This window comes from Gordonia sp. JH63, from assembly GCF_009856645.1.
Lineage (GTDB): Bacteria > Actinomycetota > Actinomycetes > Mycobacteriales > Mycobacteriaceae > Gordonia > Gordonia hongkongensis.
In genome coordinates this window covers 1,215,897-1,237,811 of record NZ_CP047235.1, presented here as the reverse complement: position 1 = coordinate 1,237,811, position 21,915 = coordinate 1,215,897, and the positions used below count along the sequence as shown (strand labels likewise).

Below are 21,915 nucleotides of genomic sequence, written 5' to 3'. Positions count from 1 at the left end.
CGCGACCCCCTGGGATGCGTCGTCATGCCCGGCAACCTAACCGGGACCGTGCGGCCCACGCTATTGACGCATAGGGACGGCGTCAACGATTCATCTCTTCCGCCGAGCGCAGCGAAGGCTTCACCCGCCGAAGAATGTGGTCAGCCGCAACGGGTTGGCGCCGACGATGCGACGTGCGGGCCGTAGCAATTCCGCGATGAGGTTGGTCGACGTCCCCAACCGCTCGACGAGTTCGATCGGCGCATGGAAGGCGGTGGGCTCGGAGCGGCCGCGCATGATCCGCGTGCCGAGCAGCTTCCACTCCTGCGCTTCCTCGCCGGCGGCGTCGATCGCCGCGCCGCTGGCCAGAGCCGGGATGCGTCCGGTCTTGGCCATGTCGGACAGTCGAGCGCACTCGTTGACCGGGTCGCCGATGACGGTGTACTCGTAGCGTCGTTCGGCGCCGATGTTGCCGGCGAACGCCTCGCCGTAGGAAACGCCGATCCCCCAACGGATGTCGAGGCTGCTGGCGAGCCGATCGGCGAGGTCGCGGGCGGCGCCGAGCGCGGCGCCCGCGGGGTCGTCGATCTCGACGGGCGCACCGAAGACGGCGAGCGCGGCGTCGCCCTCGAATTTGTTGACGAAGCCGGAATGTTGATCGACGACGTCGGCGACGATGCTGAAGAAGGCATTGAGCAGGGCTGCGGTGTCGTCGGGACTACGCTGCTGCGCCAGCCCCGTCGATCCGACGATGTCGACGAACAGGACGCCGACGCGGGTATTGGTGCCGTGCATGCCGACACCGTCGGAGATCGCGAGCTCGGCCACGGTGTCGCCGACGTGTCGCGCGAATATCTCACGCATGCGGTCCCGTTCGGCGAGACCCTCGACCATCCTGTTGAAACCGTGTTGCAGCACACCGAGTTCCGAGGAGTCGTACACGGGCACGCGAGCCTTGTAGTCACCGTGGTCCACGCGGTGCACCGCCCGGCGCATCTCCGTCAGCGGATCGGTGATCGCCTGCCCCACAAGCGCGATGACACGGGCTCCGGATGCGAGGCCCACCAGGCAGAGGATCACGGTCGTCCAGTCGACCGCGCCGTAGACATCGGGCAGCAGACCGGTCCAGCGCCCCGCGTTGACCGTCAACAAACCGACCATCGGCACCGCCGAGCTCACCGCCCACACGGCCAGCATCCGCACGCGCACACCGTTCATGACGTGGTTCGTGGGGAAGTCCTCGAGGACGACGACGGCCAGGGGGCGGGCGGCGCGTTCGGCGAACAGATAGGTGAGACAGGCACTCGACATACCGGCCAGCGCGAATGCGACCGCGACGCCGGCGACGGTCGCGGTCGTGAGCTCTTCGGCGATGAACACGTAGAACAGCGCCGCCGCGCTCCAGGAGACGACCGTGACTCCGAGCTGCACGATCGGTATCCGCTGTACGGCGCGTCGACGGGCATGGTCGGCGGGTTGACAGCTGATGAACCAGCGCAGCTGGGGCCGGACCGCCAGCATCCCCAACAGCAGATTCGTGAGGATGCCGACGATGATCGCACCCACGACCACGGGAAAATTCGGCGCGCCCAGCGTCTCGTCGAAGGTGAGTTGGCCGCCGTTGAAGGCGAGTTGGACGAGCAAGAAGGTCTCGACGCCGATCACTGTATTGCTGGCGATCACGGCGGTCATCGCGGTGACGGTGGCGTGCAGGGCGATCTTGCTGCGCATGGGCGGGCCGATCCGGGCCCATCCCCGGGGGCTCGGAACCGTCGAGGTACCCCACAAGAAACCCGCGGTGCGTCGACGCAGACGTGTCCACGGCACACCACGACGGGTCCGGCGTGGTCGTCCCATCGGCTTCTCCTGCCTGACGGCGTTCCCCGAAGCCTACCCAAGGGAGAGCCGACCATCCCGCTGGTTGAGCCGCCACGCGGACGCGAAGCGGCCACACGGCCATCCCCCGCTGGTTGAGCCGCCACGCGGACGCAAAGCGGCCACACGGCCATCCCCCGCTGGTTGAGCCGCCACGCGGACGCGAAGCGGCCACGCGGCCATCCCCCGCTGGTCGAGCCGCCACGCGGACGCGAAGCGGCCACGCGGCGTGTCGAAACCACAAATGGACCGGCACCTCACGGTGCCGGTCCATCGGGGATCGTGCGGATCAGGCCTGCAGGGCCTCGATCTCGAGCGTGATGGTGATCTTGTCGCCGACGACGACGCCACCGCCCTCGAGCGGCATCTCGATGTCGATGCCGAAGTCCTTGCGGTTGATGACGACCTTCGCCTCGAAGCCGGCGACGGCGCCCTGGCCCATGCCGGGGTTGGTGCCCTCGAACTCGAGCTCGAGCGTGACGGGCTTGGTGACGCCCTTGAGGGTGAAGTCGCCGTCGAGGAGGTAGTCGTCGCCGTTCTGGCGGACGCCGGTGGAGACGAAGGTGGCCTTCGGGTACTTCTCGGCGTCGAAGAAGTCAGCGGACTTGATGTGGCCGTCGCGCTGCTCGTTGCGGGTGTTGATCGAGGTGACGTCGATCTCGGCCTGGACGGCGGGGGTGCCGTTCTCGTCGACGGTGATGGTGCCGGAGAAGGTGTCGAAGCTGCCGCGGACCTTGCTGACCATGAGGTGCTTCACGGAGAAGTTCACCGCGGAGTGCACGGTGTCGATGATCCAGGTGCCGGCGGGGATGGGTGCCTTGACGGTGGTGGCGGAGGTCATGTCGTGGTCCTTCCAGAAATTTTCGGTTCGGGTCTCGATCGATGGCTGGTGGGCCTTCGCGACCCATCACCAGACACTAACCGGACCGCGGTCCGATTTCATCCCCACCGGCGTTGTGATCTACATCACCGGCGAACCATCAGTGCTCCGATCGCGGCGATGGCGATTCCACGCGGCGCCTCGTAGATGAATCCCGAGATTCCGGCGACCGCGGGAATCGGCAGCATGAAACCGACCATGCCGACGACGGTGAGGATGCCGATCCAGAGCGGGACCGCCCGGTTGCGGATGAGGCTGGCGCCGAACATCCCCATACCGACCAGCATCACGAGCCCGCCGACCGTGTTGAGTAGCTCGAACGCGGTGGTGCCCAGCATCGAGTCGTCGGCGGCGATGAGCGCGGCCTTGTCCGGGTCATTCGCGAACGGGTACGCGACGAACAGCTCGACGATGAGGTGCCCGGTCGCGGTGACGAGATTGCCGACCGCGTAGGCGACGAGGCCGATCAGCCCGGCGATCCCGATCCGGGGTGCCAGCCACGCGTACATCCCGGGCAGGCCGAGCAGTAGCAGCGTCGTGCCGACGGCGAGCAGGATCTGCGCCCACGGTGAGCCCACCGCTTGCAGCGCCTCCACGGAGTGGGCCTCGCCGTCGACGATGGGATGCAACGTCCCGCCGGCGATGCAGGCGACTCCGCCGAGGGTCAGGGCCCCGCCGCTGAGATGGCGTAGGACCGGCCAGCTCGGGCTGCGGAACGGGCCGGGTGTGTCGCCATCCGACGCGTCGTGGTTCTGGTTCTGGGTGTGTGCAGTGGTTGTCATGACGGCAACGCTGACAACCCGCGCTGGTGTTAGCCTTGTGCGCGACTGGTGCGACCCGACGAACGGCGCGTGAGTTGGCTTCTGAACCACATCTGGCGATCCGGGTCCTGGGTCCACTGTCGGTCACCGCTGCCGACGGGTCGCCGATCCCGATGACAGCCCGCAAGCACGCCGAGCTGCTTGCCATCCTCGCCGCGGAACGGACCGCGTGCTCGCCTGAGCGGGTGACCGAGCTCCTGTGGCGTGGTCGTCCACCGGCGTCGGCGGCGAGCACGCTGCACGGGTATGTGTCCCGGCTTCGACGCTCGCTCGCCCCGACCGGCGTCGTCCGCATCGACACCGTCCCCGCGGGATACCTACTGCACTGCGACGGCGCAGTCACCGACCTCGATCTGCTGGACCAGTTCGGCCAGGAGGGATTGCAGCTCATCCGGTCCGACCCCCGGGCCGGCGCCGAGGTGTTGTGCCGAGCGCTCGACCTATGGCGGGGCGAACCGCTTCCGGAGATCGCCGACATCGCCGACATCGCACCCGAACTCGTCCGGCTCGCGGAGATACGTGCCGAGTTCACCGAGACCGCAGCCGACGCGCTGCGCACGGTCGGCGAGTACCGTCGCTCGGTCGCGTTGCTGACGCCGCTGTGTCAACGGCACCCCTACCGCGAGGGCGCCGCGCGGACCCTCGCCCGTGCGCTGCACGACGACGGACGCACGGTCGACGCCCTCGGCGTACTGCGCCGACTCCGGCAGGCCCTCCGTGACGACTTGGGTCTCGATCCGCATCCCGACACGGTCGCGCTGGAAGACGACCTGCTCGACCCGTCTCCCGCGGTCTCGCCGCTCTCCGCCACCTCCGCCACGCCGCAGCCGGTACGCGAACTCATCGGCCGAGTCGCCGAACACGCAGTGCTCGAACAGGTCTGGCAAACCGGCGCGGACCGTCCCGCGGGTGTGGTCCTCATCGGCCCGTCGGGCATCGGGAAGACCGCGCTGGTCGAGCACCTCATCGCACGGCACAGTGCCGCGGCCCGCCGTTTCATCGGCCGACCCGGCCCGCCCGGACCGACGTTCGGCGGCCTCGAAGAACTCTTCGGCGAGTCCCCGGTCTCCGTCCCGACGGCGCGAATCGTCGCCGACCTCACCGCCCGCATCTGGTCCGACGTCGCCGAGGACGGGCGGTCGGTGTTACTTGTCGACGACGCCCAGTGGCTCGACGCCGACTCGGCTCTTGTGCTGGGACGCGTGCTTGCAGGTATCGGACAGGCACCGATGACGGTCCTGGTCACCTGCCGCGACCCCGACGCCGAGCCCGTCGAGATCCTCCGGTCGACACTGAACCGGCACGGGCCGGTCGCCGAGGTGCGTCTGACCGAACTCGGCTCCGACGACATGCGCGCGTTGATCGTTCGGCGTCTCGAGCAGCTCGGTGACACGGACCGGGTCGACGCTGACGCGCTGGTCGCGCAGTCATTCGGCAATCCTGCTGTGGCGCAACAACTGTGCGCCATCGCCTGGACCGGGGCGCCGCCGGACCGGGACCATCCCGCCCGATCGATGTACTCGACGCGGTTCGACGATCTCTCCCCTGCCGCTCGTGCGCTCGTCACGGCCGTGACGATCGCAGGCGGCGATCTCCCCGACGATGTGTTCACCGAGGTGGCCCGCACCCTCGGTGAGGGCGTGGCCGACGAGGCAGTCCGCAGCGGGCTCATCAGCCCCCTGAGGAGCGAGCTTGCGAGCATCACCACCAGCCCCCTGAGGAGCGAGCTTGCGAGCATCACCACCAGCCCCCTGAGGAGCGAGCTTGCGAGCGTCACGAAGGGTCTCGCCGACAACCTCTCGCGCGAGCAACGGATCGAGGCTCACGCGCGGCTCGCCGCTGCGTTCGAAGCGGTGCGTCCCGACGATCTCGAGTCACTGGCCGTGCACCGCGTCGAGTGCGCCGTCGACGAGGACTCGACCGCCGTCGCCGCTCGCACATGCATCGGGGCGGCTCACCGCGCACTCTCGGCAACGGCCGATCATCGTGCGCTCGACCTGGCACGACGTGGTCTCGGTCTGCCCGGACTCGACTCCCACTCGACCGTCGAATTGCGCCGGATCGCCGGCGCCGCCGCGCTGCGCATCGGGGAGTTCGATTCGGCTGCGGACTCTTTCGAATCGGCGGCGACGGTGAGTCGGCTGACGCGGGATTGGCCCGCGCTCGCCGAGACCGCACTGCTGTCGGCACCGAACGGGGTCGCGGGCTACTGGTCCGGTTACGGCGTCGTCCAGACCGACCATGCCGCTCTCGCCCGCGAGGCACTGACGCACGGTGAGGCCTTGGACCCCGAAGTGGTTGCGCGCCCTCATGCGTCGGAGGCAGCCCGGTTGACCGTCCTCGGCTTGCCGGGCGCCGACGACCATCTCGGTGCCGCACGTGTCGTCCACGACAGCGGTGCCGTGGATTTCGAGATCGACCTCGCCGAGTTCCTCGTCCGGTGGGTTCCCGACCGTCTGGCGGATCGACGCAAGATCGCCCGGGAGCTGTATGAACTATCGGCCGGCGACCTCCACAGACGCGCCACCGCTCTGCATCTGCAACGCGTCTGCGCGTTGGAGGCGGCTGATCTGCGTCTGGCGCGACGCCTGTCCACCGAGTTCACCCGGCTCGCCGGACGTATCGGCGGTACCGATGTGGAGACGATGCAGTTGTGGTGGCAGGTGATGATCGCGCTGTTACGTGGCGACTACGACACCAGCACGGCACTGACCGAGAGGTTCGCTGCGACGGTCGGCGGGCTGTCCGACCGTGCACGACTTCTCGCCGAGTCGTCGATGGCGACCAGCGCGTCGATCGCCGCGTGGCACCGCGGCGAGCTCGCCTCGGCGTTGCCGCCGTTCGATGCGCTCGCGGAAGAGGTGGACGAGGATTTCACCCTGGTGATCGCACTGGGCGCCGCCGAGAGCGGCGACCTCGACCGTGCCCTCGAACTCGCGACGGAGCTGACCGCGGACGCCGACCAGTGGGCCGGTTCGCGCGTGGTGGCGCGCGTTCCACTGCTCATCGAGACGCTCTACGCGGTGTCTCGCGATTCCCGTCACCGCGACGCCGCTGGTGAGATCTGCCGCCGCATCGAGCCGTTCACCGCCGACTGGTCGTCGGGCCTGGTGGTGCAATGGCCCGGACTCGTGTGTCTGGGACCCGCGAGGCTGTACCGCGGAACCGCGCGCGAGGTCGTCGGGCTGGATGGAACCGCCGACCTGCAGGATGCCGTCCGGGTGGCCCGCGACACGGGAGCCCGGCCCTACGTGCGTCGGGCCGAGCAGCGACTCGTCACCGGCTGAGCGGCTATTTCCAGGCGAAGACCGGCTGCTCGAAGCCGTCGACCCGTGTCTGCCGGTTCCGCAGGACCACCTCGGCGAACTGGTAGATCACCGCGGCGGTCGGGGCGTGGACGAGGGAGCCGACGATGGGCAACTGGATGACCGGGAGATCCGACTGCGGGATCGTGAGGAACCGCGGTTCGACGAGCAGTTCGGAGAAGGTGACGAAGAACAGCAGCGCCACCTCGTCGGGGTTGGGTGTCGGCTCCTGGTATTCCTCGGCCCAGCAGACGATCGGGGTGATCACGAAACCCGAGCGCGTCGGATAGTCGTCGAGCGCCCCGAGCACCGAGCTCGGCGGCAGCTCGATGCCGAGTTCTTCGTCGAGTTCGCGCAGGCCGGCCGTGACATGGTCCTCACCGGGGTCGAGCCGGCCACCGGGGAGTGCGAATTGGGCGGCGTGGCGTCGCATCGTCGTGGGACGCTTGCACAGCCAGATCCCCTGACGGCCGTCCTTCTCCGCTACCGCGAGGACGACCGAGGCGGCCCGTGCGCCCGGGACGTCCGCGGTCCGCCGGTCGAAGCCCTCGACACGCGCGGCGGCCACAGTCCGATCGAGATGAGTCACACCCTCAGTTGATCACGACTGCCGTCCGACGCGACGGACGCCTGCGCGAGGTGGTAACTCACGATGCTGAGGGCGAACAAACCCAGGGCGAGATTGAACAGGGCACCGAAGCCCTCGAGCGCGAAGTCGACGAGAGCGTTCGACAGCATGAACACCAGGGCGGCGATACGCAGCCCTCGTAGCGGCCCGGCCGGCTCCACACCGCGCCGGCGCGCGACCATCGCCGGAAGCGCCAGGGCTAGTGTCGCGATCCCGCTGATCAACAGAATCCAGGTGGCGGGCGTGCTGCCGGTGAGCTCGATGTAGATGTCGAGTTCCTCGCTACGGTCGCCGGAGAAGTAGAAGCTCAGCACGCCGACGATGACGGTGAGTGCGGCCGCGATGACCAACCCCCACCCGACGACCGGAATCCATCGGGGACTGCGGAAGAAGTCCGGGATCAGGGCAACCGCCCGGTCGCGGAGTCGCATCAACCGGTCCGGCGTACCCTCGCTCGATTCGAGGAGCGCTCGGATGTGACCGATCGTCTCGGCGTCGAGCCCCTTGCCCTCGGCCACCACGAGAAACTCTTCGGCCTGGCGTCGACGACGTTCCGGAAGCCCGTGCGCGACACCGTCGGCCGCGATGACCGCCGCATTGGCGAGCGCCTCGGCGCCGGTGGGCCGCTTGACATCCCGGACGACGCGGCTGATCAACAGGATCATCACGACGAGCACGTACATGATCTCCGCCGACGGCCCGTAGAAGTAGTCGTTGGTGCGGGTGACGAACTTGCCGACCTCGTCGAGAAACAGCCCGAAACCTATACCGCCCAGCACGATCGCGATGATCCGCGCCGTCGCCCCGAGGAACAGCCATCCGGTGATGAGCGCCAGCATCATCAGCGCGCCACCCCACAGCGCATGTGCGATGTGCAGTGTTCCGCTTCCGACTTGTGGATATCCGGTGAGGTGCAGATACAGGCGCGTGACGATGATCGTCGCGATCGCGAGGATCAAGAACCACTCGACGGCCGCGGTGCCGTACACGCTGCGGACGACCACCCTGGTCGTGCGAGTTCTCATCGAATGAGTATGGCCGGTCCGACGAACGGAAGCGGCACGATTGCGCCGTTGCCGCTGGTCGAGCCGGCACCCCTCCGCTGGTTGAGCCGGCCCCGAGCGGAGCGAGGCGCCCACCCCCGCTGGTTGAGCCGGCACCGAGCCGCTAGGCGAGTCGCCCACCCCCGCTGGTTGAGCCGGCAACGAGCCGCTAGGCGAGTCGCCGTGTCGAAACCACCTGGCGACCACCTCTTCCCCCGCTGGCTGAGCCGGCAACGAGCCGCCAGGCGAGTCGCCCACCCCCGCTGGTTGAGCCGGCAACGAGCCGCTGGGCGAGTCGCCCACCCCCGCTGGTTGAGCCGGCCCCGAGCGAAGCGAGGCGCCGAGTCGAAACCACTTGGCGACCACCCCTGCCCTCCGCTGGTTGAGCCGGCCCCGAGCGAAGCGAGGCGCCCACCCCCGCTGGTTGAGCCGGCCCCGAGCGAAGCGAGGCGCCGTGTCGAAACCACCTGGCGACCCGACGATCTCAACCGGCGCCCACCCGGACGGCACCATATCGCTACTCGCAGGGATTATTTCGTCAACGACGATGATGCGCTGTGGAGGCTCATCCGGAATTGTCGGTGGTCGGGTTTAGATTGGTCTGTAACAGAACACGCCCCGGTCACCGGGGTGACGAAACAAGCGTCGGGGGGCGTAGTGAAGGCGTGGACCGATCTACCGAGCGAGTACACCGCCGGGGTCGATCCTGCCCACGCCGCCGAGACCGACATGGTGATGTTGATGGCCGGTCTCGACGCCACCCGACGAGGCGAGTCCTATCTGGCCTGGCACCGCTATCAGACGATCGCGGTGATGACCGACCGCCTGATCACCACCAGCGCGTCGGGGTTCGTGATGGACGGCCACGCTGACTGCGCCGCCCGCATCGCCCGCCAAGCCGGGGTGTCGCGACGCCGCGCCGAAACCCTGATCGACGAGGCCGTCGCACTACGTGACCGGCTCCCCGAGGTTGCCGACACCCTGCGCGACGGGATTCTGTCGCAAGGGCAGATCCGGTTGGTCATCTCCCGCACCGAACTGATCCCCACCGACGACCCCATCACGCCCGCGTTGGATGCCTAGATCGCCGATACTGTGCGCCCGCAAGGGTGTGTGGGACCGGGCGCGCCTGCGGGACATGGTCGACCGCCTCGTCTTCCGCCACGATCCGGACGCGGTACGCCAACGCCGCAAAGACGCGATGGATCAGCGTGGGGTGTGGACCCACGAACTGCCCGACGGCACCGCCGAACTCACCTCCGTCATGTCGGCGGAGAACGTCCCAGTCACCTCCTCAAAACCACGGGGACTGGGTCGATGTGCAATACGCGACGAAGACGGACACCTGGTCACCGAATACGAGACCCCCGAAGGAGTCACCCTGCCCGGGGACGCCGAAACGCTGGAAGACACTTTCCGCAACAAGCAAGCCCGCGAAGATCTCGACCGCCTCGACCCACCACCCTTCTGAAGACACGTCGTTCCCCTGAACGGGTGAAAACCGGTCGGTAAGTTGCTGTAGCGTCGCGCGGCCATGGACACTTGACCGGATTTCATGATTCTTGAAACCAAATCAAGCATGCCGATGGCCGGTGGCCAGCTTGGCGGACTGCCAGTGGGGGCGAAACACATGAACGGTTTTCGACGGACGCTGCGCGCGTCCACAGTGGGTTGTGCGCTGTGCCTCGGCATGGTCGTCCCGATGGCCCTGCCCGCGACCGCTGCGGCCGCACCGGCCCTTTCGGCCGAGACGCTCGACACCATCGACGAGCTGAACGACGACGGTGTGTTCCGCCCAGCAGAACCCGACGACGGGCTCGGTCCTGACTGGTTATCGACGACGTTCCCCCATGTCAACGGTGACACTATCGTGGTGGTGACCCCAGGAACCGACGACGGCTCCATGTATCCGCGCATCAGGGGCCTTCGTGCGGGTCGTCAGACGCTGGTCATCGACTATCCAGAAGCACTCGGCCCGTTGATCTCCGGCCGGTCCGGCGCAATCCTGCCGTTCTTCGCCCCAAGTTACGACGCCTCTCGGGACGTCGCCGTCGACAACAATCTCAAAGTAATGCGGGCGTTTGCACAGCAGACCGACGGGCCGCCTTACATCGTCTACACCGGCTACTCGCAGGGAGCTGAAGCTCTGGGCAATGCTGCGGAGGTCGCTGTCGGTCAGCCCAACGGGATCGACGTCGACAACTCGATGATCCTGCTCATCTCCGACCCGCGGAGCCCGTGGGGCCTGAAGGCGTGGGCCGACAACAACGTCGCCGGTTCCGTGTTCGAGCTGTTCGGCGCCGAGAGCAACGGAGCCCGCGATCCCGGTGCCACCGGCGACGATCTCCCCGTGGTGTCCGTCATCGTGGTCGGCGATCCGGTTGCCAACTTCCAGTGGCGAACGCTCAGGCCGGTGAGTTCGCTGCTCGTGAACGCGGCGGGATTCATCGCGATCCATTCGGGCCTGGGCGAAGAGAATTACGGCAATCTCATCGACTACACCACAGCGCCGACGACGATGAAAAGCCGCGACGGCAATACGACTTACGTCGTCTACCAGCCGAAACACCACCCGCTCACGCTGGTCGCGATGATCCTCAACGATGCGGTGGGCATCAAACCGAGCGAGGCCGATCTCGAGCGATGGGACGCGGTCAACAACGCTTTCTACCCGCTGGTGACGCCGATCGAGTCGAACGCCGCGGTGCCGGTCGAGTCGTCGTCTGAGGACGACCTACCAACCGTCGCCCGTCTTGTGGACTCTGCCGACTCCGAAGATCCGCCAACCGAATCGCCGGCGCCGGCGCCCACTGTTGGCGCTGACGTCCCGGCCTCTGACGCCGAAGTCTTGTCAGGCGGTCGTCATCGCGCGCCTGAGACTGCCGACGCTGACACGCCAACCCCCGAGGCGACCCCATCAGAGGGCGGCCGGCATCGCCTCACGGGCAGCGGGCGGCACGCAGCCGACACCGATGCCGCTGACACCGATTCTGCCGACGGCGCTTCCACCGACACGTCCACATCCGAGGAGGACTCGTCAGACGTGTCGAACACGGAGACCGAGAGCGATTCGTCGTCCGACTCGGGCGACGGCGAGTCCACCGCAGCAGCCTGACAGCCGACACCCACCGCGCAACGCAGCGTTCGGCGTCAACGAAGAGACCACTCTGGCGGTATCGCCGCTCCCCCGCCTCCGGAGGGACCGGCTACGAGACCCGGCGCGGGGCCGAGTCAACTCACCCCCTCGGCCCCGCGGCGGGCTCTATTCGTCGAGCAGAGCCGCGCCCTGCAAAGACCCCATCACCCCTGTCCGATGAGGAACGCTGCCACCGCAAAGGCGATGAGCACCAACGAGATCGCGCACCCGAGCACCACTTGCTTGGCGGTCGACATGGGTGCGTACGGGTCTTTGTACTCGTACCGGTAGGTCGGTGGACTGGAACTCGCGGCGGCAGCATGCCGCGCCGAGCCGTGGCTGGGTTGTTCCGGGAATTGGTCATGTGAGGGCAGACGCGGCGTACCCCCGGTATCGCGTTCACGCGACCATCATGCAAGGTAGATCACGGTTCGCAGCCCGCCGACGGTCGTCTGTTCGGGTGAATCCGTTGTCGCCGTGAGTGATTCGGCCAACACAGCCCGAACCAGCACTGCCCACGACGCCGCATCTGTCGAAACAAAAAAATCCCCAGCAGTCTCAGACTGCTGGGGATCGTTGTGGTGGCCAGAGTCGGGATCGAACCGACGACCTTCCGCTTTTCAGGCGGACGCTCGTACCAACTGAGCTACCTGGCCGGAAGGTACCGGTTGACGATGAACCGAAACCTTTGGCGACCCTGACGGGACTCGAACCCGCGACCTCCGCCGTGACAGGGCGGCGCGCTAACCAACTGCGCCACAGGGCCTTGTTAAATTATTTGCGCGATCCTCGTTACCGAGTGCCGCGCAGGCGTACCCCCTACGGGATTCGAACCCGCGCTACCGCCTTGAAAGGGCGGCGTCCTAGGCCGCTAGACGAAGGGGGCCGGTCGTGTTCTCCGTTGGGAGCTCGCATAGCTTATGACAGGTCTCGCGCAAACCACAAATCGACTGGTCAGACCCGTAAACGGAGCATCGCGGCCAGCTCGACGACACGCACACCGAGGGTCTCGTTCGCACCGTTTGCACACGTTGTAAACTCATCGACGCCCCGGCTTGCCGGGGCCCTGCCCCTATAGCTCAGTTGGTAGAGCTACGGACTTTTAATCCGCAGGTCCCAGGTTCGAGCCCTGGTGGGGGCACCACGAGGGCGACGATGTTCGAGACACGCCTGGCGCCGAATTCCTCCGAACGGACGAAAATCCGGACAGCACAGCCAGTTTCGGTGAAATGCCGTGGATACTCTCCGCGTGATCCGAACCCGTTTGGCGGTTGTTGCCATTCTCGTCAGCGCTCAGCTGCATCGTCGCACCACCGGCATCGGCCGTTCCGAGCGCACCTGAGTACGTCGCCCTGGGCGATTCCCGCGCCGCTGCACCCACCCGCACGTCGGCCCGAGTGCCGGACGGGTCGCTGATCTCGGCCTGCTTCACGCGCACGTTCGGCCAGGACGCCCGGTGTCGCCACGACGGGGTCATGGCACGGCGAATCGACTCCGGCCTGAGCGCAGTCGCACCGAAGATCGGTACGACGTTGGACAAGATCGCCTCCAGCGCCCCCAACGCCCGTGTGGTCCTCGTTGGACACGGCGGCTACTACGGCCGAACAGGTTGCCCCGGCCAGGCCAACATGAGCAACGCCGACGCCGCGTACCTACAGACCTTCTTCTAACGATTCGACACGATCCTCCGAACAGCCGCCGTCACGCGATCGATGACGTTCGTCGACGTCGCCTCCGCTGCCGTCGGGCACGACGCATGCGCCGGAGCAGCACGCTGGTTCGAGGGGAACTTCTCGCAGTCCCAGACCCAACCCCGCCACCCGACCCCGCTAGGCAGCAGGGCATCGCGGGCCTAATTACTACGGCACTCTCACCGTCAGGCCTCTCGTAACGTTCACCGACACGGCTGGGATACTCCTGCCGTGACCCGATTCCGCCTCGCACTCGTCGCCGTTCTCGCCATCGCGATCAGCTGCATGTCGGTACCGTCGGTTCTCGCCGCGCCGGCGGCACCCGCTTACGTCGCCTTGGGAGATTCACGCGCCGCAGCGCCGACGCTGACCTCAGCACAGCATCCCGACGGGTGCGGACGTACTCGAGACGCCTACCCGACGCACCTCGCCTCCCAGCTCCAGATGAGCTACACCTCTGTTGCCTGCGTGAACGCCACCACTGCAGACGTCACGACCCGCCGACAGTCGACATCATTCGGCGCCCGGCCGGTCCAGATCAACGCACTGTCGTGGTCCACGCGACTGGTGACTCTCTCGATCGGCGGCAACGACCTCCGCTGGTGGTCGATCGTCTCCTCCTGCTTCACGCCAAGCTTCGGCCAGGACGCCCGGTGTCGACACGATCGAGCGATGGCCGACCGGATGACCTCGGCCCTCACCGCAGTCGCACCGAAGATCGGCGCAACTCTGAGCACCATCGCCGCCCGCGCGCCCCTCGCTCGCGTGGTCCTCGTCGGTCACGGCGGCTACTACGGCCGAACAGGTTGCCCCGGCCAGGCGAACATCAGCAACGCCGACGCCGTGTACCTCCAGACCTTCTTCAAACGATTCGACGCCATCCTCCGAACCGCTGCCGTCACCCGGTCGACGACCTTCGTCGACGTCGCCTCCGCCGCCGTCGGGCACGACGCATGCGCCGGCGCAACCCGCTGGTTCGAAGGGAACGCCTCGCAGTCCCAGACCCAACCCCGCCACCCGACGCCCCTCGGCAGCCGTGCGATTGCGAATCTGATCGCGCGAGCACTCTGATCCCGCGGCCAGTGTTTCGAACGCGAACCGAATACGGTCGCCGACGCATTGTCGTTCGGAGTGAAGGGCGCGGTACCCCATCCTTGTCGTCCGTCGGACGCCGGCCTTCCGTGATACGCAGGCTCAGGACAATCGGCAATACCGGTGGGACAATTGTGACTACAAAAAGGTGACGGTCTTACTGCGATAGTCGCGATACTGCCGAAACGGTTCGTATAGGCCGGTGGGCTCGGTGTTTGCGCACGAGCAACACAGACAGTGTGCACCGAACCGTGGGCCGGTCAGGCTAACCGTCTGGGTTGCTTCAACCGGACGACGACCCGGGGCACCCGAACATGTGTTAGTGGCGGATGAGCGGCGGCCATCGACCTGGACGTCAGGTGATGCGGCCCCTGCACTTTCGTATGATCGGACGCTATCTAAGCCGATCACTGTATTGACAAAGTGGACGAGTTCAGAGAGAACCAACAATGAGGAGTCCAAACGTGATGCGCTTGTTCTCAATGACCGCTGCCGCGATCGCCGCTGCGGGTGTGGTTACTTCCATGGGCGTTGGCAGCGCGACTGCAGCCGAAGCAGACATCTTTTCGGTCAGCGCCACCGCGCAGGATGCGATCATCACGCTGACACCGCCGAGCTTGAATGTGTGCAACGCGATGGCTGTTACGTCGGGGACCGTAGCACCCCCGGTAGGAGAACTAGTCTGGACCGGCACCGATCAGCTGCTGTCACATTCGCCGGCACTAGCAGACACTGTGCGGTTCCGAGGCGTGGCTCAAGCATTTCCGCACTACTTCACACCGCGAACGATCACTATCACTCTGCAGCCGGGTACGTACACAATTGCAGGCCAGTGCACGCCCTACGACGACCAGGGAAACTATGCCGGCGATGACACAGTTCACACGGAGACCTTTGTCGTGAAAGCAACCGGCCCTGGCCCGGGAGACCCCGCCGAGGACGACGGGGCGTGGGGAAGTCTTGGCAGCTTGCTGCCAGGCTGATCCTTAGGACTCATCGAAAGGTGCCCCGCTTTCTGCGGGGCGCCTTTCGCAGTCCGCCCGTGGTGGCCTCTGACCGCCGCTTGAAGAGATGTGTGTGCGTGGTTGCGGGATGGACCCGGCAACTTCACCGGCGACCATCAATCACCGCGTCGGGACTCTTTCGCAGTTAGTTTCGATCGCCCGCGACGACAACCTCGTACGCAGAATCCATATCGTCACCCCGCTCGACCGCGAGCCGTTGCGGACACGACCCAGCGAACTGCGCTCACCCGCGACGAAACACATCGGTTCGAATGGCCGCAGCGGCCAGCCCTCCCGACCATGCTCACGTCAGCTCATGGCGCGAGGCTCGGGACTGTCGTGAGAACGGTGTAAGTGGCCTTACCGCCCTCGGTGTGTCGGGGGCAGGAAGGTCGCATCATGACCGACACTCTGGTGGCTGTGGAGCCATCTGATGAACACGATGACGGGATCGTCGAGGTGCCTGCGGACCGCAGCGTCGATGAACTCGAGGTAGCCCGCGAGCTGGTCCGCCAGGCCCGGGAGGCCGGGGTCCGCCTGACCGGTCCGGATGGGTTGCTCAAAGCGATGACCAAAACGGTGCTCGAGACGGCGCTCGATGAAGAGATGTCTGAGCATCTCGGTTACGACAAGCACGACCAGCGTGGTCGCGGGAGTGGCAACTCGCGCAACGGGTCTCGGTCGAAGACCGTGCTGACTGATGCGTGTGGGCAGGTCGAGATCGATGTCCCGCGGGATCGGGCGGGCACCTTCGAGCCGCAGATCGTGAAGAAGCGCCAACGCCGCTTGACTGATGTGGATGAGGTGGTGTTGTCGCTGTATGCCCGTGGGCTCACCACCGGTGAAATCAGCGCCCATTTCGCCGACATCTACGGTGCTGCGGTCTCCAAAGACACGATCAGCCGGATCACCGACCGGGTGCTCGAAGAGATGGCCACCTGGCATGCCCGTCCGCTCGAACGCGTCTACGCCGCGGTGTTCATCGACGCCATCCATGTCAAAATCCGCGATGGGCAGGTAGGGCCCCGGCCGATCTACGCCGCGATCGGGGTGGATCTGGCCGGGCATCGTGACGTGCTCGGGATGTGGGCAGGTGAAGGCGATGGTGAGTCGGCAAAGTACTGGCTGGCGGTGCTTACCGAGCTGAAGAACCGGGGTGTAGCCGACATCTTCTTCCTCGTCTGCGACGGGCTAAAAGGCCTGCCGCAATCGGTCGGGGCGGTCTTTCCCGACACGGTGGTGCAGACGTGTGTCATCCATCTGATCCGGGGCACATTCCGCTATGCCGGCCGCCAGCACCGCGATGCTATCGCCAAGGCGATCAAACCGATCTACACCGCCCCCACCGCTGCAGCCGCGGCCGAGGCGCTGGATGCGTTCGACGCCGAGTGGGGGCACCGGTACCCGGCAGCTATCCGGTTGTGGCGCAACGCATGGCAAGAATTCATACCGTTCCTCGACTACGACATCGAGGTCCGTAAGGTGATCTGCTCGACGAATGCGATCGAGTCACTCAACGCCCGCTACCGGCGCGCAGTGCGGGCTCGTGGGCATTTCCCGAACGAGCAGTCGGCGCTAAAGTGCCTGTACCTGGTGACCCGGTCGCTCGATCCGACCGGCACCGGACAGAAACGATGGACAATGCGGTGGAAACCAGCACTCAACGCATTCGTCATCACCTTCGCCGACCGCATGCCGGCCAGCGAAGACAACTAACCGAAAACGCCACTTACACCGTTAATCTGATACTCCCCGAGGCTCTTCTGACCCTGAAGTGGGCTACTTTTAGCGAGCCTAATGCACGCAACGCCCAGTCTCGCTTAGGTTTTGACTTGCGAAGAAAAAGACCTAGAGGAGTGGGCGTTGCGCACTGTCAGAGTACTGCAGAAGTTGCTTGGAATCGAGCGTGCCCGTGTCGTGGGTGTCAGGTTCGATGAGGATGATCGCGGGCACGTCATGGTGGCGACACTAGAACTGCACAAGAACGCACGATCACGGTGTCCGCAGTGCAAGAAGCGCTGCCCGGGTTACGATCAGCCGCCGGCACCGCGGTTGTGGCGGCATCTGGATATGGGCGGCTGGCGGTGTTTCCTCGAGCTGCCCGCGACGCGTGTGCGGTGCCCTCGCCATGGTGTGAAGACTGAGTTGGTTCCGTGGGCACGTCCGGAAGTGAAGATGACCAGGGCGTTTGACGACACCGTCGCGTGGATGTGTGCGCACGCCCCGATGACCGCGGTGAGCGCCTACCTGCGGGTCTCCTGGCGGACGGTGTCTCGTATCGTCGAGCGTGTGGTCGACGATCATGTCGGACTCACCAAACGCTTGAACGGGTTGCGGCGCATCGGTATCGATGAGATCGCCTATCGCAAGGGCCGCCGGTACTTGGTCGTCGTGGTCAACCATGACACAGGGCAACTGGTGTGGGCTGGTGAGGGCGCCAAGAAGGCGACCATCGAGCGGTTCTTCGATGAACTGGGTGATGTGCGAGCCGGCGAGATCACCCACATCAGTGCTGATGGCGCCGAGTACATCGGTGCGGTCCTCGCCGAGCGGGCGCCGGGAGCGTACTGGTGTATGGACCCATTTCATGTGCTGCAGTGGGTCAATCAGGCGCTGGATCGATGCCGGTCTCGGGTGATGAGCCGGATAGCTGGCTTGTCAAAGGTGGAACGCGGCCGATTGAGGTGGGCGTTGTTGAAGAATCCTGACAACCTCACCGAGAGTCAAGAGCGGCTGCAGTCCATCGTGGTCGCCGATGCCAACAGTGTGCTGGCCCGTGCGTATCAGATGAAAGAAGAAATAAGGCACATACTTTCAGGTGCGTACTCCTCATGTTGGGCGCCGTTGCGGCGCTGGTTGAGGAAGGCAGAGACCTGCGATATACCCGAGATTCGCACCTTGGCGCCGAGTATCCGTAAACGAGAGGTGCAAATCTACAACGCGGTCACGTGTCAGATGAGCAACGCTCGAGTCGAGGCGACGAACTGCCATCTGCGGTCATTGACAAAGCGGTCATACGGATTTCACACTCCCGATGCTTTGATCGCGATGGCCAACCTCACCAGGGGCGGCGCATGCCCGGAACTCCCACATCGAAACTGACCGAAAACCGCCCACTTTCAGGTCAGGAGATCCACGAATGTTCCGGTACCTTGGAGTCATGCCAGAGCTCGCCACTCTCCTCGATCAGCTCATCGAGACCACCCCACCCGCCGACGACCCCACGGGCCGATCAACATTCGACGCGCTCGAGACGCTGCGCTTGATCCGCAACACCGTCGACCACCAGATCGTCAACCACGCAGCACAACTCGACGAACTCGGCGTCGCTCAGAAAGCCGGCAGCACCACCAAGAAGTTGTTGATCGAGTCAGGACATGCACCGGCCGCTGCTCTTCGCACCATGCGCAGTGTCGACGCCCTGCCCGCGCTACCAGCCCTGACCCGTCACGCCGCCGACGGGCGGCTGACCGGCGAGGTCGTCGACGCCGTCGTCCGCGGGATGAACGAGATCGACAAGCGTTGTGGTGAGCCGCTTTCCGACGGTGACCGCCCCCAATACGAAAGCGAACTCATCGCACAAGCGTTGTCCGGCGCGACCCCGACACAGGTCCTCAAACACGCCCGCGCGATCGCCAACGCTCTCGCCGACGCCTCCGACACCGGTGTTCCCGCAGCCGACGACCCCTCTCTGAACTCGGTGAACGCCCACACCACCGACGACGGCCGCGTCGAAATCCGCGCCGACCTCACCCAGATCGTAGGCGAGAAGTTCCTGGCCATGATCGACGAACGATCCTGCCCACGACCCGAACCCGACGGCGCCGAGGACCGGCGCAACGCCGAGCAACGCCGAGCCGACGCCTTCGAACTGATCCTCGACCAAGCCGCAGTCGGCGCGAGCATCGATACCGTTGGTTCCCCGCGCACCCAGTTGATGCTGACGATCCCCGCGACCGGAGACCCGGCCACGCTGCCGTGGACCGGATCGGTCAGCCAAGCGACCGCAAGACAGGCGTCGTGCGACGGCTCGCTCACGGAGATCATCCTCGACAGTGAGGGGGTACCACTGCAGATGGGCCACACCCATCGGCTGTATCCGGCACACCTCCGCAAAGCGATCATCATCCGCGACGCCTGCTGCATCAAATGCGGTGCGCCGCCGTCCCATACACAGGTGCATCACATCAAGTCGTGGGCCGACGGTGGACCCACCGACCTCGACAACGGCTGTTTGCTGTGTCAGCGCTGCCATACGCAGGTCCACCACCACGGCTGGGACATCGTGATGGGTTTCGACCGTCATCCCTGGCTTGTCCCACCCGCGACCATCGATCCGCAGCGCCGACCACTACCCGCCTACAACAGACGCACCATGCGACTCGACGACGCCGCCTGACCGCTGCCGCCACAGACCACCAGACTTTCGCGTAGCACCTTCCGCACCCGGGCCACACCCGGGACCGCATCAGTCCCTTGACAACTCCACAGTGTGAACGGCGGCTCTGTCAGTGCGCCGCCACTGACGACCGATCCCGAGGCACCACGGCGTCGAGTGCCTCGGCAAACGGTGGGATGAAGTAGTGCGCGCCGAGGACGCAGCAGGCGTGCCCGCCGTCGACCTCGAAACGCTGTGCGCCGGGGATGCCGTCGATCAGCAGCTGCTGCCGTTCGGGCTCGACGACCCGGTCGCGGATGGAGACGACGACGGCGGTCGGGACGTCGACCTCGTGGAGCCAGTCGCGAGAGTCGAACTCCCCCAGCCCGTTTCCGAAGTCACCGAGGTGCGACAGCGGCGTCGAGAGGAACTGCCGGAGCGCCCAGATGGTGGTGTGGGCCGCTTTGTCGAGGCTCTTGTCGGACACCCGCGGCAGGATGCGGTAGACGGGGCGGAGGATGCGTCCCATGCGTTCCGACGACGCGCGGTGCCGGGGATCGTGCGTGCTGAAGTACGGACCGGTCGAACAGAGCACCAGACCGGCGACGCGTCCCGGATGGCGTCGCCACACCAGCTGGGCGATGCCGCCGCCCATCGAGAACCCGGCGACCGTGAACCGGTCGATACCCAGGACGTCGGCGAGGGCGACGACGTCGTCGGCGCAGTCACGGAGGTCGAAGGTGTCGGACTCGATGCCGCGGCCGTGCCAGCGCGCGTCCAGGGTGATGACGCGATAGCGGTCGTTGATCGCCGGGATCGTCGGGTACCAGCAGAGCAACCCGGTGGTGAGCACCGAATGCAGGAGGAAGACGGGGGGTGCGTCGCGCGGGCCCGAGTCGGTGACGAACGCTCGCCCGCGCCCGGGGAGGTCGACCATCCGGCCCTCCGGGATGTCCCGAGCCGGGTACGGGGTGAACACGTGGCGGATGGCGCGCGCGGTGCCGTGAACGAACTCGGGGATCACGCCACCAACGGTACGTGAGATGCTGATCACATGATCGACATCGCCCGTCCGAAAATCGAGGGGTCGATCGCCGTCGCAGACGGTGATCGTCGGATCGGATTCGCCGAGTACGGCTCGGCCACCGGACGGGCGATCGTCTGGTTACACGGCACGCCCGGCGCGCGGCGCCAGATCCCCGTCGAAGCTCGTGGGTACGCGCTCGAACGCGGAATCCGCCTGATCGGACTCGATCGGCCGGGCGTGGGGTCGTCGACCCCGCATCGGTACGACAACGTCGCCGCCTTCGCACCCGACCTCGCCGAGGTTCTCGAGGCCCTGGGCATCGACGACTTCGCGATCATCGGGCTGTCGGGCGGCGGGCCGTACGCGCTCGGGGTCGCCCATGCCATGCCTGATCGGGTGACGGCGGCGGGCATCCTCGGCGGTGTCGCGCCGACGGTCGGACCCGACCGCATCGAGGGCGGGGCCATGCGACTCGGCACGCTGCTCGCACCGCTCGTCAGCGTGGCCGGCGCGCCGATCGGCCAGGTGCTCAGCGTCGCCCTCGGCTTCGCCCGGCCGATCGCCGAACCCGCGATCTCCATCTACGGTCGACTGTCCCCGCAGGCGGACCGAGAACTGTTGGCGCGCCCCGAGTTCCGGGCCATGTTCCTCGACGACCTGCTCCACGGCGGAAGCCGGCGGATGAACGCACCGTTTGCCGACGTCGTCGTGTTCGCGCGGGACTGGGGCTTCCGGGTCGGCGACGTCACGGTGCCCGTGCGCTGGTGGCACGGCGACGCCGACCACATCATCCCGTACGCCCACGGCGAGCACATGGTGTCGCTGCTCCCCGACGCGAAGCTGTTCGAGATGCCCGGCGAGAGTCACCTCAGCACCCTGCACATGGCGACCGACATCATCGACGAACTCCTCGCGCTGTGGGACCAATCGCGGCCGCCGTTGGGCGAGTGATCCGCGGGTAGCGCAGGGTCGATCCAACCCCCGCTGGTCGAGCAGCGTCGAACGAGCGCAGCGAGGACGCCGCGCCCGTCGAGGCCACCTGGTGACCGCGGCAAG

At 66.3% G+C, this 21,915-nt stretch carries 15 protein-coding genes, 4 tRNA genes and 1 pseudogene; 10 read left to right on the top strand and 10 right to left on the bottom strand.

Annotated elements, in window-relative coordinates; translation table 11 throughout:
- Positions 1-120: 120 nt before the first annotated feature.
- From GR168_RS05575 to GR168_RS05565, 3 genes are all read right to left on the bottom strand, one after another.
- Positions 121-1,836 (bottom strand): adenylate/guanylate cyclase domain-containing protein, encoded by a 1,716-nt coding sequence (locus tag GR168_RS05575; RefSeq protein ID WP_058253918.1) that lies wholly within the window; start codon positions 1,834-1,836, stop codon positions 121-123.
- A gap of 307 nt (positions 1,837-2,143) precedes the next feature.
- Entirely contained in the window at positions 2,144-2,695 is a 552-nt protein-coding gene (locus GR168_RS05570) for a YceI family protein (protein ID WP_159370246.1), read from the bottom strand.
- A 125-nt stretch (positions 2,696-2,820) separates the two neighbouring features.
- Entirely contained in the window at positions 2,821-3,516 is a 696-nt protein-coding gene (locus GR168_RS05565) for a hypothetical protein (RefSeq protein WP_065631737.1), read from the bottom strand.
- Positions 3,517-3,590: 74 nt separating this feature from the next.
- Between GR168_RS05565 and GR168_RS05560 the strand changes: the two genes are divergently transcribed.
- Positions 3,591-6,842: a BTAD domain-containing putative transcriptional regulator gene (locus GR168_RS05560; RefSeq protein ID WP_159370245.1), complete on the top strand. Its 3,252-nt coding sequence runs from the start codon at positions 3,591-3,593 to the stop codon at positions 6,840-6,842.
- 4 nt (positions 6,843-6,846) lie between these two features.
- Here the strand turns inward: GR168_RS05560 and GR168_RS05555 are convergent, their stop codons facing one another.
- Together GR168_RS05555 and GR168_RS05550 are read right to left on the bottom strand one after the other, a co-directional pair.
- Positions 6,847-7,449 (bottom strand): CoA pyrophosphatase, encoded by a 603-nt coding sequence (locus tag GR168_RS05555; protein ID WP_159370244.1) that lies wholly within the window; start codon positions 7,447-7,449, stop codon positions 6,847-6,849.
- Positions 7,446-8,492, bottom strand: coding sequence for a hypothetical protein (locus GR168_RS05550; protein WP_159371841.1), 1,047 nt, complete (start codon positions 8,490-8,492; stop codon positions 7,446-7,448). The genes GR168_RS05555 and GR168_RS05550 overlap by 4 nt, the downstream gene beginning before the upstream one ends.
- A 696-nt stretch (positions 8,493-9,188) precedes the next feature.
- Here GR168_RS05550 and GR168_RS05545 point away from each other — a divergent pair.
- Positions 9,189-9,819 (top strand): annotated as a pseudogene (locus GR168_RS05545) (DUF222 domain-containing protein); the annotation flags it as partial.
- 342 nt (positions 9,820-10,161) lie between these two features.
- Positions 10,162-11,646 carry a PE-PPE domain-containing protein gene (locus tag GR168_RS05540; RefSeq protein ID WP_159370243.1) on the top strand — a complete coding sequence of 495 codons (1,485 nt, stop codon included), beginning with the start codon at positions 10,162-10,164 and terminating at the stop codon, positions 11,644-11,646.
- Positions 11,647-12,246: 600 nt separating this feature from the next.
- Here the strand turns inward: GR168_RS05540 and GR168_RS05530 are convergent.
- The 3 genes from GR168_RS05530 to GR168_RS05520 form a co-directional block, all read right to left on the bottom strand.
- A tRNA-Phe gene (locus GR168_RS05530) sits at positions 12,247-12,323 on the bottom strand.
- A gap of 33 nt (positions 12,324-12,356) precedes the next feature.
- Positions 12,357-12,433: transfer RNA gene (locus GR168_RS05525), tRNA-Asp, on the bottom strand.
- Between the two features lie 47 nt (positions 12,434-12,480).
- Positions 12,481-12,553: transfer RNA gene (locus GR168_RS05520), tRNA-Glu, on the bottom strand.
- 182 nt (positions 12,554-12,735) lie between these two features.
- Between GR168_RS05520 and GR168_RS05515 the strand changes: the two genes are divergently transcribed.
- The 3 genes from GR168_RS05515 to GR168_RS05505 all read left to right on the top strand — a co-directional run bounded on the left by GR168_RS05515 (position 12,736) and on the right by GR168_RS05505 (position 14,429).
- Positions 12,736-12,811 (top strand) — tRNA-Lys (locus tag GR168_RS05515).
- A gap of 331 nt (positions 12,812-13,142) precedes the next feature.
- On the top strand, positions 13,143-13,337 hold the full coding sequence (locus GR168_RS23860) for a hypothetical protein (RefSeq protein ID WP_238995028.1): 195 nt from the start codon (positions 13,143-13,145) through the stop codon (positions 13,335-13,337).
- A 252-nt stretch (positions 13,338-13,589) separates the two neighbouring features.
- A complete protein-coding gene (locus GR168_RS05505) occupies positions 13,590-14,429 on the top strand; it encodes an SGNH/GDSL hydrolase family protein (RefSeq protein ID WP_159370242.1) in 840 nt (279 codons plus the stop codon).
- A 454-nt stretch (positions 14,430-14,883) separates the two neighbouring features.
- On the opposite strand, the gene GR168_RS05500 is transcribed toward GR168_RS05505, so the two are convergent.
- Entirely contained in the window at positions 14,884-15,051 is a 168-nt protein-coding gene (locus tag GR168_RS05500) for a hypothetical protein (protein ID WP_159370241.1), read from the bottom strand.
- A gap of 802 nt (positions 15,052-15,853) precedes the next feature.
- Here GR168_RS05500 and GR168_RS05495 point away from each other — a divergent pair.
- The 3 genes from GR168_RS05495 to GR168_RS05485 all read left to right on the top strand — a co-directional run bounded on the left by GR168_RS05495 (position 15,854) and on the right by GR168_RS05485 (position 19,853).
- The gene (locus GR168_RS05495) at positions 15,854-17,170 is read left to right on the top strand and encodes an IS256 family transposase (protein WP_238995027.1); all 1,317 of its coding nucleotides are present in this window, start codon (positions 15,854-15,856) and stop codon (positions 17,168-17,170) included.
- Positions 17,171-17,317: 147 nt separating this feature from the next.
- Entirely contained in the window at positions 17,318-18,556 is a 1,239-nt protein-coding gene (locus GR168_RS05490) for an ISL3 family transposase (protein WP_203235899.1), read from the top strand.
- Between the two features lie 37 nt (positions 18,557-18,593).
- A complete protein-coding gene (locus tag GR168_RS05485) occupies positions 18,594-19,853 on the top strand; it encodes an HNH endonuclease signature motif containing protein (RefSeq protein WP_159370240.1) in 1,260 nt (419 codons plus the stop codon).
- 109 nt (positions 19,854-19,962) lie between these two features.
- Here GR168_RS05485 and GR168_RS05480 read toward each other — a convergent pair whose 3' ends face one another.
- Positions 19,963-20,856 (bottom strand): alpha/beta fold hydrolase, encoded by an 894-nt coding sequence (locus GR168_RS05480; protein ID WP_203235898.1) that lies wholly within the window; start codon positions 20,854-20,856, stop codon positions 19,963-19,965.
- A 30-nt stretch (positions 20,857-20,886) separates the two neighbouring features.
- Here GR168_RS05480 and GR168_RS05475 point away from each other — a divergent pair, with 30 nt between their 5' ends.
- Positions 20,887-21,810, top strand: a complete 924-nt coding sequence (locus GR168_RS05475) for an alpha/beta hydrolase (protein WP_159370238.1) — start codon at positions 20,887-20,889, stop codon at positions 21,808-21,810.
- Positions 21,811-21,915: the final 105 nt, after the last annotated feature.